This is a genomic window from Aquirufa echingensis (assembly GCF_042714525.1).
Taxonomy (GTDB): Bacteria; Bacteroidota; Bacteroidia; order Cytophagales; family Spirosomataceae; genus Aquirufa; species Aquirufa echingensis.
The window spans coordinates 25,340-37,611 of the sequence record NZ_JBBKYA010000001.1 but is presented as its reverse complement, the minus strand read 5'-3'; the positions used below and the strand labels follow the sequence as shown (position 1 = coordinate 37,611).

The 12,272-nt window shown below is 44.7% G+C and carries 11 protein-coding genes; 8 read left to right on the top strand and 3 right to left on the bottom strand.

Translation table 11 applies throughout. The annotated features are described in order from the left end of the window. Position 1: 1 nt before the first annotated feature. The 7 genes from SKC38_RS00190 to SKC38_RS00160 all read left to right on the top strand — a co-directional run bounded on the left by SKC38_RS00190 (position 2) and on the right by SKC38_RS00160 (position 8,933). Positions 2–760 carry an SDR family NAD(P)-dependent oxidoreductase gene (locus tag SKC38_RS00190; protein WP_377974089.1) on the top strand — a complete coding sequence of 253 codons (759 nt, stop codon included), beginning with the start codon at positions 2–4 and terminating at the stop codon, positions 758–760. Next, positions 760–2,028 carry an MFS transporter gene (locus SKC38_RS00185; RefSeq protein WP_377974088.1) on the top strand — a complete coding sequence of 423 codons (1,269 nt, stop codon included), beginning with the start codon at positions 760–762 and terminating at the stop codon, positions 2,026–2,028. The genes SKC38_RS00190 and SKC38_RS00185 overlap by 1 nt, the downstream gene beginning before the upstream one ends. Positions 2,029–2,032: 4 nt before the next feature. Then, positions 2,033–2,968, top strand: coding sequence for a 3-keto-disaccharide hydrolase (locus SKC38_RS00180; protein ID WP_377974087.1), 936 nt, complete (start codon positions 2,033–2,035; stop codon positions 2,966–2,968). 108 nt (positions 2,969–3,076) lie between these two features. After that, positions 3,077–4,330 carry a YeiH family protein gene (locus tag SKC38_RS00175; protein ID WP_377974086.1) on the top strand — a complete coding sequence of 418 codons (1,254 nt, stop codon included), beginning with the start codon at positions 3,077–3,079 and terminating at the stop codon, positions 4,328–4,330. Between the two features lie 130 nt (positions 4,331–4,460). After that, positions 4,461–5,375 carry a formylglycine-generating enzyme family protein gene (locus SKC38_RS00170; RefSeq protein ID WP_377974085.1) on the top strand — a complete coding sequence of 305 codons (915 nt, stop codon included), beginning with the start codon at positions 4,461–4,463 and terminating at the stop codon, positions 5,373–5,375. A gap of 26 nt (positions 5,376–5,401) precedes the next feature. Then, positions 5,402–6,124 carry a DUF2490 domain-containing protein gene (locus SKC38_RS00165; protein ID WP_377974084.1) on the top strand — a complete coding sequence of 241 codons (723 nt, stop codon included), beginning with the start codon at positions 5,402–5,404 and terminating at the stop codon, positions 6,122–6,124. 250 nt (positions 6,125–6,374) lie between these two features. Continuing rightward, a complete protein-coding gene (locus tag SKC38_RS00160; protein WP_377974083.1) occupies positions 6,375–8,933 on the top strand; it encodes a TonB-dependent receptor in 2,559 nt (852 codons plus the stop codon). A gap of 123 nt (positions 8,934–9,056) precedes the next feature. Here the strand turns inward: SKC38_RS00160 and SKC38_RS00155 are convergent, their stop codons facing one another. Next, the gene (locus SKC38_RS00155) at positions 9,057–9,617 is read right to left on the bottom strand and encodes a GNAT family N-acetyltransferase (protein WP_377974082.1); all 561 of its coding nucleotides are present in this window, start codon (positions 9,615–9,617) and stop codon (positions 9,057–9,059) included. A gap of 34 nt (positions 9,618–9,651) precedes the next feature. Between SKC38_RS00155 and SKC38_RS00150 the strand changes: the two genes are divergently transcribed. Next, positions 9,652–10,134, top strand: coding sequence for an asparaginase domain-containing protein (locus SKC38_RS00150; RefSeq protein WP_377974081.1), 483 nt, complete (start codon positions 9,652–9,654; stop codon positions 10,132–10,134). Here the strand turns inward: SKC38_RS00150 and SKC38_RS00145 are convergent. Beyond that, positions 10,131–11,621 carry a DUF1593 domain-containing protein gene (locus tag SKC38_RS00145; RefSeq protein WP_377974080.1) on the bottom strand — a complete coding sequence of 497 codons (1,491 nt, stop codon included), beginning with the start codon at positions 11,619–11,621 and terminating at the stop codon, positions 10,131–10,133. The genes SKC38_RS00150 and SKC38_RS00145 overlap by 4 nt on opposite strands. A 99-nt stretch (positions 11,622–11,720) precedes the next feature. Then, positions 11,721–12,272 (bottom strand): acyl-CoA thioesterase, encoded by a 552-nt coding sequence (locus SKC38_RS00140; protein ID WP_377974079.1) that lies wholly within the window; start codon positions 12,270–12,272, stop codon positions 11,721–11,723.

Sequence of the window (12,272 nt, the reverse complement as noted above, 5' to 3'; positions counted from 1 at the left end):
GATGCAACAACCATTTTCATTGCAAGGGCGCGTGGCGCTCATCACGGGCGGCGGAACCGGAATCGGATTCGATATTGCCAAATGTTTTTTAGCCTCCGGCGCCACGGTCGTAATCACAGGTCGGCGGGAAGAGGTGCTGAAAGAGGCAGTTGCAAACCTAGGAGCTGGTGCGCATTATGCGGTGAATGATGTAGCTGATTTGAGTCGTACGAGTATGTTGGTTGCGGAAGTCTCCGCAAAGCACGGCGCCATCGATATCCTCGTCAATAACGCGGGCATCAACATGAAACGCCCAGCCGTAGAAGTTTCGGATGAAGATTTTGCGAACATAATCAACGTGAATTTGAATGCTGTTTTTGCGCTGACACGCGAGGTGGGCAAACACATGTTGGAACGCGGAAAAGGATCCATCATCATGATTTCTTCGATGGCGGCATACTACGGAATCGATCGCGTGGCAGCTTATGCGTCCTCCAAAACAGGTATTTATGGGTTAGTGCGTGTGCTCGCTTCCGAGTGGTCAGGCAAAGGCATTCGCGTGAATGCGATTGCACCTGGATTTATCGAAACGGCGATGAGTAGAACCGCGATGAATTCGGATCCGGATCGTAAACATAAGGCGATGGATCGCACGCCGATGGGCTATTTCGGGAAGCCGGAGGATATCGGTTGGGCTGCGGTGTATTTAGCTTCGGATGCAGCAAATTATGTGACAGGCGTCTCAATCCCGGTTGACGGCGGGAATTCAATCGGATTCTAATGAAAGGAAATTACCGCTGGGTCGTAGTGGCTCTTTTGTTTTTTGCGACAACGATTAATTATTTGGATCGCCAGGTGATTGGTTTGTTGAAGCCCACGCTGGAAAAAGAATTGAACTGGTCGGAGACCGATTACAGTTTCATCGTCATGTGTTTCACGGCTTCCTATGCGATTGGCTTGATGGCCTTCGGGAAGGTAATCGATAAGATCGGTTCCAAAATGGGTTACGCCATTTCGATTGTGATTTGGTCTTTTGCGGCGATGGCGCATGCTTTGGCGAAGACTTCCTTTGGTTTTGGTGCGGCTCGCGCGGCATTGGGAGCAGGCGAGGCGGGGAATTTTCCGGCGGCGATCAAGACTGTAGCCGAGTGGTTTCCGAAAAGAGAAAGAGCTTTAGCTACGGGGATATTTAATTCCGGTGCAAACATTGGGGCCATGGTGGCGCCCATTATGGTACCTTGGATTTTGGGGGCCTTTGGTTGGCAAGAGGCCTTTATCATTACGGGGGGAATCGGATTTGTGTGGTTGATTTTGTGGTGGGTTTTTTATGAGATTCCTTCTAAACATCCGTCGGTTTCGGCTGAGGAATTGGTTTATATTCAGTCGGAGGAAGAGGAGGCAACTGAAGTTGCGCCGATTGCATGGGGAAAATTATTTGGCTACCGCCAAACTTGGGTTTTTATCGTGGGTAAGTTTTTCACGGACCCAATTTGGTGGTTTTTCTTGTTTTGGTTGCCGTCTTATTTTTCGACGACTTTTGCTTTGGACTTGAAAAAGCCGAGTTTACATTTGGCGATCTTGTTTACCTGCACGTCGATCGGGAGTATTGGCGGAGGCTATATTTCGGGTTATTTCATTAAGAAAGGTTGGCCAGTGTACAAGGCACGGAAGTATTCGATGTTCTTTTTTGCGCTATGCGCGGTGCCGATTATCGGGGCGCGTTGGGCGACGGACATTTGGCAGGCCGTATTTTTAATCAGTATTGCGGCATCGGCGCATCAGGCGTGGTCGGCGAATATTTTTACCACCGTTTCCGATATGTTTCCGAAGCATGCGGTTTCCTCGGTGGTGGGGATTGGTGGTTTGGCGGGTTCGCTGGGCGGCGTGATTTTTCCTTACATAATCGGAGTTGTTTTGGATGCATACAAGGCAGACCAGGCTTTGTCGGCCGGATATAATGTTATATTTGTTGCTTGTGGCTGCGCGTATTTGTTTGCGTGGTTATTGATTCATTTTATTTCGCCAAAAATGGAGGCGGTTAAATCGTAGACCTATGAAAAAATTATTGATTGCACTAGTAGCTTTATCTTCGAGCGTATTCGCTCAAGAATCGCATCATCCGTTGGAAGGTGCTTGGGATTTAACGGTAGCGATGGAAAATCGCAATGGAGGTGTATCTGCAGCGCCATCGTGGTTGGAAGTTCGCCATTCGGGATTGAAGACGTTAACGGGACATTTTGTGGGTGATGGAGGCAGTTCGCGTCCGATTGCTGAGGTGTTTTTTAAGGATGGCCATGTGTCGTTCAAGATTCCGCCACAATGGGAAAAGGAAGAGGCATATTTGAGCTTTGAGGGTGATTTGAAAGAGGGTAAATTGTCGGGAACGATTGTTAAACCCAATGGTAAGTCGATGGCCTTTACGGGAGTTCGTGCACCTTCTTTGTGGAGATCTGCGGAACCGGTTTGGGGAAAGCCCATCAAATTATTCAATGGAAAAGATTTAACGGGTTGGAAGGCCTTAGGGCCTAAAAATCAATGGTTCGTTGAGGGAGAGGTGTTAAAAAGCCCTGCGTCTGGAGCGAATTTATGCACAGAACAAAAATTCACGGATTTCAAATTACATATTGAATTCCGTTTGCCGCCATCGAGTAATAGTGGTATTTATTTGCGAGGTCGTTACGAGGTGCAGGTGGAAGACAGTTTTGGTAAGGAACCATTTAGTATCTATTTAGGAGGTATTTATGGATTTATCGATCCATTATTCCAAGCGGCAAAACCGTCTGGTGAATGGCAAAGTTATGATATTACCTTGGTGGGACGTAAGGTTTCTGTGACCTTGAATGGCCAAAAAGTGATTGTGGAACAAAACATTCCGGGTGTTACAGGAGGCGCGATGGATAGCGATGAAGGCGAGCCGGGTCCAATTATGTTTCAAGGCGATCATGGTGCGGTGGAATATCGAAATATTGTGCTGACACCAGCGAAGTAATTTTATCAGGAAACTTTTAGAAAAAAATTGGAAATTGCTCCGGGGTAGACGCTGCCGGGGTCGCAGACCCCGGCAGCGTCACCTCCACCACCTTTCTATACCAATTACATGATAAATAATAAACAAGTGCTCTCAGAAGACTGGACGGTCGTTTTTCTTGGATTTTTACTCATCATTACCGCACTTCTAGGTATTCTGATCCCCACCCCCAGTTTTGCTTGGGAAAGTCAAATAGATTTAGTAGAAAAGGTTTTTTCGAGCAATAATTTGTTGAAGTTGGCGCAAGTTTTTGCCTTCACATATGTCATAGCGATATTCGCCGCCCGACTGCTCGGCAAGTCAATAAAGGCCACTGCGCAAGGATTTCCCATTGTTTTCGTGCTGACGTCCTTTGCGTTGATTTTAGCGGGGAATGCATTTTTGAAAAATTGGAATATAGAGGCGGTGATTTTTAGCTTGACGATAGGTCTTTTGTTGAGTAATTTTTTCACGCTGCCGGGGTGGGTAACGGAATCGCTGTCCACCGAGCTTTTTGTGAAAATTGGCCTTATACTTTTAGGAACGAGTGTGATTTTCGGTGATATTTTGAAGGCAGGTTCATTGGGCTTAATTCAGGCCTTAGTCGTGGTCGTTTCTGTTTGGTATTTTGCGTTTTGGGTTTCCAAAAAACTGGGTGTCGACGAGGAGTTTGCCATTATGATTTCGAGTGCTGTGTCTATTTGTGGCGTTTCGGCGGCGATTGCAACGGCTGGAGCGATCAAGGGGGATTCGAAAAAATTATCTTATGTGATTTCGGTTGTGCTGATTACCGCGATTCCGATGATCATTTTTCTACCTTTTATAGCGAATGCATTGGGTCTTTCGCAGGCCGTTACGGGCGCTTGGTTGGGAGGTACCATCGATACGACGGGAGCGGTCATCGCCTCAGGAACGATGGTGGGCGAAGAGGCATTGAAGATTTCAACGATTGTCAAATTTTCTCAAAATGTCTTGCTCGGTTTCGCCGCATTTGCGATCTCGATCTATTGGACGGTGACGAATAACCAGTCGGCAACGGCGAAAGAAGCCAAACCCACGGTATCTGTCATTTGGGAGCGTTTCCCGAAATTCGTGTTGGGCTTTATTGCCGCTTCTTTACTCTTCTCTTTTGTCGTTTCTTCAGAGACCATCGACACGGTAAAAGGAGGGTTTAAATCCTTGCAGGGCCTATGGTTTGCGTTAGCATTTACGAGCATTGGATTGGAAACGAAGTTTTCTGACTTGTTTTCCAAAGAGGGGAAAAAACCTTTATATGCCTTCCTGATTGCGCAATTATTTAACGTGTTTGTGACGTTGGCGGTGGCCTATGTATTATTTAATTAGCCTTTTTCTGCTTTTTAGTCTGTCTGTTTTCAGTCAGGCCAAAATCCCGATTTGTCACGTTCCTACACCTAATCGACTCCAACGGGTCAGCTCATTTAAGCCAAAAGCGGTCATTAAATCGTATGTCGGCATGACACGCATCCCCGCCGGAAGCTTTGCGATGGGTTCGCATGATGCCCAGGGTCGCCCGGATGAGTATCCGGTGCACAGAGTTCAGGTGAAGGCTTTTTGGATGGATGAAACCGAGGTGACGAATGCGGCATTTGCTGCATTTGTTAAGGCCACGGGCTATGTCACCACAGCGGAGAAGGCGATCGATTGGGCGGAATTGGCTAAACAAGTTCCGAAGGGAACGCCTAAGCCTGCCGACTCCCTTTTGGCACCCAGTTCTTTGGTATTTGTTCCTACTTCAGGCCCCGTTGATTTGAATGATTACTCGCAATGGTGGGCATTTAAACGAGGCGCGGATTGGCGACACCCAGAAGGTCCAGGCTCCGATATACGCGGTCGGCAAAACCACCCCGTCGTTCATGTTTCCTGGGACGATGCGGCCGCTTATGCGCGCTGGGCGGGCAAACGATTGCCTACGGAAGCGGAATGGGAATGGGCTACACGTGGGGGATTGAAGGATAAAATTTACCCCTGGGGAGATGAGTCGGTGAATCAAGCGCCCTACAAAGCCAACAGTTTTCAAGGCCATTTTCCTGATGATGACCAGGCCTTGGATGGATACAAAACGACTACAGCGCCTGTGAAATCTTTTCCAGCGAATGGCTTTGGCTTATATGATATGGCTGGAAATGTGTGGGAGTGGTGTGCGGATTGGTATCGAAATGATTATTACAAAAAGAGTCCTGTTCTGAATCCTACAGGGCCTACTTCCAGTTACGATCCCGATGAACCGGGTGTCGCCAAACGTGTCATGCGAGGCGGCTCTTTTCTATGTAACGATGGTTATTGTTCGAGTTACCGCAGCTCCGCGCGGATGAAGTCAAGCCCCGACTCTGGCTTGCAACACACGGGTTTTCGCTGTGTGAGGGATTAGAAAGGATAATTGAATACATTTGTAGTATGTATTTATTAAGAAAGTGCTACCTGTTATTTTTTATTTTTTTATTTTTTTCAGCCTCAAGCCAATCTAAGATTGAGCATCAAAACATCGTTTGGTACGGATACTTTTTGACCTATCCAATCAATACAAATTGGTATTTACAGGGCGAAGCACACGAGCGTCATTTTTTAGATCCAATCTTGCATCATCAAAGTGCGTTTCGGTCCCATATACATCGGACATTCGGCGAAAAATGGGATATTTCAGCAGGAGCAGCGCTTTTTTTAAATACGCCTAATGATCCTTTCGCTAGTAATCGTCTTTCGATTCCAGAATATAGACCGCATGTTGATATAGTTTACAAACAACGCGCGTCTATTTTTCGCTTAGATCACCGATTTCGCGCTGAAATGCGCTTTAATCGAGGAACGGATGCCGCTAAAACACATTTAATTGATGCCGTAAATTTTAGTAATTACCGGTTTCGCTATCGTATTCAGGCTTTATTTCCCTTGTTTAAAAAAGTGCAAGGCAAAATAAATACAGAGATTTTGCTCAATGCCGCTCAAGAAAATCCAGAAAATGTATTGGACCAACATCGCATGTTTGCTGGAATTAGTATCCCCATAAGGTCCAATTTGACTGTAGATATGGGTTATTTACATGCTTTTCAGCAGCGTCCCAATTTGGATTATTACGACCGAAGCATCATTAGCTTGATGATATATCACCGTCTCAAGTAAACAAGACGCTCAAATTTAATAGCATTTTTATCATAGATGAATTGATTTCCTATAAAGTCTATAATATTTATAGATATTTATTAATCTGCGTATATGTTAAAATTTGGCCTATTTTCGACAGTAAATCCCAATAGCTGAAAAATATTTTCAAATGCGAATTTGCATTTAAATAATATGCGGCATACTTTTGTCTTATAATCTATCAAATCGGTAGAGTTTATAGTGTAATTCAAAATATAATCCGCTAAATATGAATAAGTTTATTGCCATTCTCTTGATTTTCGCTAATTCGGGCACGGCTTTTGGCCAACAAATTAAATCGACAATCAATTCTACCTTAAGTGGTCAAGTCTTGGATGCAAAAACCAAGGAGCCGATCCCGGGTGTTTCTTTGTACATCAAGGGTACAACGCACGGAGTTATTACGGATGTGGAAGGGCATTTCTATTTTCAGACTGGCCAAAAGTTTCCTTATACCTTGGTCGTAAGCTTTGTAGGTTATCAAAAACAAGATTACATCGCGGAAGGAACGCCGGTGACGATTTACTTAAATGAAGAGGCGAAAGAATTAGAGGAAATCGTCGTAACATCTCGCCGCCGAAAAGAAACCGTACAAGATGTTCCCATCCCCATTACAGTGATAGGTGGTTCTAAAGTTGCGGAGACGGGTTCTTTTAACGTAAACCGTTTAAAGGAATTCATTCCTTCGGTCCAATTATATTCTTCGAATCCACGTAATACATCTTTAAGTATTCGCGGTTTGGGGACAACATTTGGTTTAACGAATGACGGTATTGACCCAGGCGTAGGATTCTATGTGGATGGGGTTTATTATGCGAGACCCGCTGCCACCACGATGGATTTTGTGGATATTGAACAAGTGGAGGTTTTGCGTGGGCCACAAGGAACGCTTTTTGGTAAAAATACAACGGCGGGTAACTTTAATGTAACAACGAAAAAAGCAAGCTTTACTCCGGGTGCCAATTTCGAAATGAGCTATGGAAATTACGGTTACATTCAAGCAAAGGCGAGTATTACGGGTCCACTTGCCAAAACCTTAGCTGCTCGAATTTCTTTCTCTGGAACGCAGCGGGATGGTTTATTGTACAATGTTGTTTCCCAACAAAAAGTGAATGACTTGAATAATTTAGGTGTTCGCGGGCAATTGTTATACGTTCCTTCGGAGCATGTGAAATTTACCTTGATTGGGGATTTTACGGAACAAAGACCGAATGGATATGCTCAGGTTTTTGCGGGAGTGGTGCCAACTTTACGCGCATCATACCGACAATTTGAGAACATCATCAAGGACTTGAATTATACGCTGCCAAGTCGTAATCCATTCGATCGTTTGATCGATACGGATACGCAATGGCGTTCGAATCAGGACCTGGGAGGTCTTTCTTTAAATGCGGATATTCAGTTGGGACCTGGCACGTTGACAGCGACTTCTGCATGGCGATATTGGAATTGGGATCCATCGAGTGACCGTGATTTCACGGGTTTACAGGCCTTGAAATTATCGCAGGCGCCTTCTAAACACCAGCAATGGTCTCAGGAAATTCGTTGGGCTGGAACATTCTCATCTAAATTGAGTGCGGTATTTGGTGTTTTTGTATTTGGCCAAAATTTGAAATCTTCTCCTGATCAAACCGAGGAGTCTGGTTCTGCAACTTGGAGGTTCTCGCAAAGTACAACTAGTACTTTATGGAAAACGCCGGGATTATTCGAAGGTTATGGTATCAAAACGCGTCAAAACTTAAATACATTATCTGCCGCTGTTTTTGGGCAGCTGGACATTGCCTTAACAAATCGCTTGAGCTTGATGCCCGGAGTTCGTTACAATTATGATTCCAAAGATATTGAATTCAGTCGGACGACTTATGGTGGTCTTCAAACGACAGATCCGGCATTATTAGCCTTGAAGAATTTGATTTATACAAATCAGGCCTTTACGGCGGATGTGAATGACCGTAATTTTTCGGGACAAGTGACTTTGGCCTATAAGGCTTCGAAGAATTTCAATTCGTTCGCAACGTTTTCTACGGGCTATAAGCCGGTAGGGATTAATTTAGGTGGTTTGCCATCTTCGGGCGGGAAACCGATGTTGGAGCTCGCGACGGTTAAACCAGAGGCGACCAAACATGTGGAAATTGGGTTGAAATCACGTCCTACGATTAATACAACTTTTAATATCACGGCGTATCAGACAGAAATTGCCGACTACCAAACAAATGTGCAGACGGCGGATTTGGGGGTAAATCGTGGATATTTAGCGAATGCGGAGGGTGTTCGGGTGCGTGGTATTGAGGCAGATGGAACATGGAGTTTGACGAAACATTTCTCGTTTTATGGAAATTTAGCCTATACGGACGCGATATATACGTCGTTCAAAAATGCACCGGTACCTTTGGAAGAAACGGGTGGTGCCTCATTTAAAGATATTTCTGGAGGAGATTTGCCAGGCGTATCCAAATGGGCAGGCTCATTTGGAGCAGAATTTACTTCTGTCGCGAAAGTTCTAGGCCAAACAGGGGAGTTTTATATTGCCGTAGATGATTATTTCCGTTCCGGATTTTCGTCGAGCCCATCACCATCGAAATACTTGAACATTGAGGGATATTCGCTTTTCAATGCGCGCATTGGCTTCCGATCTGTGAAGGGAGTTAGCATCTCGGTGTGGGGACGAAATGTCTTGAATCAAAACTATTTTGAGCAACTATTACTTGGAGCAGGGGGTGTTGGGCAATATGCCGCTGTTTTGGGCGATCCAAGAACGTATGGCCTCACTTTGCGCCACGCACTTTAAATCATTTTTTTTGGTGACGCTGCCGGGGTTTCTAACCCCGGCAGCGTCTACCGATTTACGCATTTTTTCAATCAGTTTTTTGATAAAATCAGTCCAGCGCCTATTCTGGCACGGATTGACCTATCAAGAAGCTGATTTTTTGTTCCAATCCCATAAAACGATGTCCCAGCCGATTCCGCCGTACGAGAGGGTGTCGATGACTTGAAATCCGCGTTTTTGATGCGCCTTGAGTGAGCGGCCATTTGCCTGTGCGACATCGGTTACACAAAAGTCAAAACGTGAGGAATAGTGCTCTTGAAATCCCCCATAGAGTTTTTGGACTAAATCTTGGCCACGATAATCCTTTGAAACACATAATTGTGCGACAATCGCGTAATTAGTAACTGGCTTGCCGTCGTATATGCATCGTTCAATGTTGGCAACTAAATCGGCCAACAAAGGATGTTGGCGTGCCGTTTCGGGTAATGCGACTAAACTGTAGCCTACAACCTTATCTCCATCTTTGGCAATGATGCCAGGGCTACTTTCTTGCAAAAATGTGAGGTAATCCAGGTCGTATTCTGCCATTAAAAATCCTTGTGTCGTCGCCTCTTCATCACTGATGTTTTTCCGTAGATTGGCTTGTTGAAGTGCCAATACACCAATTAATTCTTCGCTTGTTTTTGCTAATTGTATTTGGACCATGTAGTTTTAATCATTCATCGACAAATTAAAAAATATGATTCAGATTTATGTTACCGGAGGAACATTTGATAAAGAGTACAACGAATTAAATGGTTCCCTCTATTTCAAAGAGACGCATTTGCAGGAAATGTTGACAAAAGGTCGGAACCGACTCGATGTCAAAACGGATACGCTCTTTATGAAAGATAGCCTCGAATTTTCGGATACTGACCGAATTCAAATTTGCGATTCCTGCCTTTCAACTGATGCTGATCGAATCTTAATTACTCATGGAACAGATACGATGACCCAAACGGCTGAATATTTGGCAGGAAAAATTTCCGATAAAACCATCGTGTTAATGGGTGCGATGATTCCCTATAAATTTGGTTCTTCTGATGGAATGTTCAACCTAGGGAGTGCCCTCGCTTTTGTGCAAGTGCTCTCCCCAGGAGTGTACATTTCCATGAATGGCAAATATTTTAAGGCCGGAGAAGTTCGTAAAAACCTCGAACGCGGCGAATTTGAAGCTATTTAGCGGATGCTAATCACTACCCGACGATAGCGAGTTAAGGCCGGAATTCCATTGTCTGTTCCTTCAATTACGACGTGAAAAGTGTCCCCTTTTTTCGCTGAATCTGGGATGGAAACGATGGCTTGCTTTCCCCCAATATTAACCCCTGCTTTTCCGGATCCCGTTTCTGGATAGGCCCAAGCTTTCAATTGAATGCCATTCCGGTCTGGGTCACGTGTTTCTATCGTTAATAAGAGTTCTTGGCCTGCCTTAGCCGTCAAATTCATGCCTTCTTTTACCGTAATTTGAGGAGCGTGATTTGCATCCGCATAGGATTTTACACACCAGTCGGCACGTGCCGCGAAATCCTCCTGGGCCGCAACTAGCCAGCGTGTTTGCGAATAATTGATGTCCATTTTTCCTGTTTCCGGATTGAAATCAGCGGCTTGTTCATTGTCTTCGAATCGGAATGGATTGTCTTTCGCTTGCACAAATCGACCGCCCCATCCGCCAAACGAAGGGTTGTTCAAGTTGTTTAAGCCTACGTCAACGAGGTGTAAAAAGGCTGGGGAATCTCCCTCGGAAATGAAATCGTATTGAGTGAAATCACCCCATTGCGCATTTTTTATTTTGGTGATGTCCCCGTGTATGTGTTCATCGTCGCCAGCCTGTTTTTGGCCATCCCCGTAAGAATAATACATTTTTAAAAGAGGTCCGTGGTCCAAAATAATCTTATTTGCCATGTAAGCGCCTTCGAAATAGGGCTGTGTTGCTTTTGGCATGATGCGTTTCCAAGGGTAGGCGAAACTCGCAAACTGATGGGCATTGTAGAAAACCCGAATTTCAGGCCAATGACCTCCAATGTACTTCTTATAGGTTGCGTCCTGATCCATCACTGTATAAATGATGGCCTTTTTCGAAATTTTTGCTTTGATGGCAGGCCAATTTTTGTCGGCACCATATTGTTCTTCAATCGATTTTAAAGCGCGCGCAATGGTGTTCGTCCCTCCCCATGCTTGCAAATAAATCGGTTCGGGATTCTTGTCCAATAACTTAGCTTTTATCCATTCGGAACCCTCCGTGATTTGTTCCATTTCGCCTTCGAAATCAATATTTCCTACTTTAACTATGCTGTTGAGGTAAGCGGGCGATGGGTAGTTTTTGTCGTGCAAGATTAGATTGGGATGAACCTGTACATAAGCTTTCAGAAGGTCTTGAATCCACTGAACGCCCGGCCAGCGCAAATCCGTTTTAGCGCCATACATTTTCCGGGTCATCTCCATTTCCGAGGTGAATTTGGTCCCCTTCCCATCGCCTTTGTAATGCCACATCGAACTGGAATAGATGAGTCCTTCGACTTGGTATTCGTTGGAATACATCAACATGCGAATAAATGTATCCACGTCGTCAATTTCGCCGTCGGTTGTTACGATGGTTCGTGGGAGATTACCTTTCGCAAACCCAGTTAACGATAGGCAGAGGAGCATCGCTCCGAAAATCAGTTTTTTCATAGTTAGGTTATACGCTGCCGGTGGTCACCGACCCCGTCAGCGTATCGCGAAGTTAGTGGATTTCGGAGAAAACTAGTCTTTAGGTATTTGATATTTTACCTAGGCTATGAAGCACTTATCCACTTCTTGGCATTCTTGGCGTAAATCCTGAATAAGTTGATCTTTGACTGCGCTTTTCAGTAGTTCTCGTTTTTCCAATGACAATTTGCGAATAATTTTACCTTTGCAATAGCGTCGTAACTGCTCATCTGTTTTCAAAATCAAACCTGGAACAACAGCTAGGTTTCCTTCTGAATCTTTGGCTGCCATTGTAAAGTAGCATGAATTTGTGTGACGAATAATGCCTTCAGTTGGTTTAAATGATTCCACCCTCATGCCTACAATCATCGTTGTTTTGCCCACAAAAATAACGGACGCTTTAATTGTTACGAGCTCACCCACTTCGACAGCTTGTTTGAATTCAACACCTTCGACTGCTACGGTAACGCAATATTGTCCGCTATGTTTAGAAGCACAAATAAACGCGACTTTATCCATTAATGAAAGCAAGATTCCACCATGAATTTTGCCGCCAAAATTAGCATAACTTGGAATCATTAATTCCGTGTATTCTGTCTCTGAATCTAGGGCACTTTTTTGGTTAATCTCCAT

What these genes read in the sequence shown, in the direction of transcription:
- SKC38_RS00180 (WP_377974087.1), top strand. Translation starts at nt 2,033, where the DNA reads ATGAAAAAATTATTGATTGCACTAGTAGCTTTATCTTCGAGCGTATTC.
- SKC38_RS00190 (WP_377974089.1), top strand. Translation starts at nt 2, where the DNA reads ATGCAACAACCATTTTCATTGCAAGGGCGCGTGGCGCTCATCACGGGC.
- SKC38_RS00140 (WP_377974079.1), bottom strand. Translation starts at nt 12,272, where the DNA reads ATGGAGATTAACCAAAAAAGTGCCCTAGATTCAGAGACAGAATACACG.
- SKC38_RS00160 (WP_377974083.1), top strand. Translation starts at nt 6,375, where the DNA reads ATGAATAAGTTTATTGCCATTCTCTTGATTTTCGCTAATTCGGGCACG.
- SKC38_RS00145 (WP_377974080.1), bottom strand. Translation starts at nt 11,621, where the DNA reads ATGAAAAAACTGATTTTCGGAGCGATGCTCCTCTGCCTATCGTTAACT.
- SKC38_RS00150 (WP_377974081.1), top strand. Translation starts at nt 9,652, where the DNA reads ATGATTCAGATTTATGTTACCGGAGGAACATTTGATAAAGAGTACAAC.
- SKC38_RS00165 (WP_377974084.1), top strand. Translation starts at nt 5,402, where the DNA reads ATGTATTTATTAAGAAAGTGCTACCTGTTATTTTTTATTTTTTTATTT.
- SKC38_RS00185 (WP_377974088.1), top strand. Translation starts at nt 760, where the DNA reads ATGAAAGGAAATTACCGCTGGGTCGTAGTGGCTCTTTTGTTTTTTGCG.
- SKC38_RS00175 (WP_377974086.1), top strand. Translation starts at nt 3,077, where the DNA reads ATGATAAATAATAAACAAGTGCTCTCAGAAGACTGGACGGTCGTTTTT.
- SKC38_RS00170 (WP_377974085.1), top strand. Translation starts at nt 4,461, where the DNA reads ATGACACGCATCCCCGCCGGAAGCTTTGCGATGGGTTCGCATGATGCC.
- SKC38_RS00155 (WP_377974082.1), bottom strand. Translation starts at nt 9,617, where the DNA reads ATGGTCCAAATACAATTAGCAAAAACAAGCGAAGAATTAATTGGTGTA.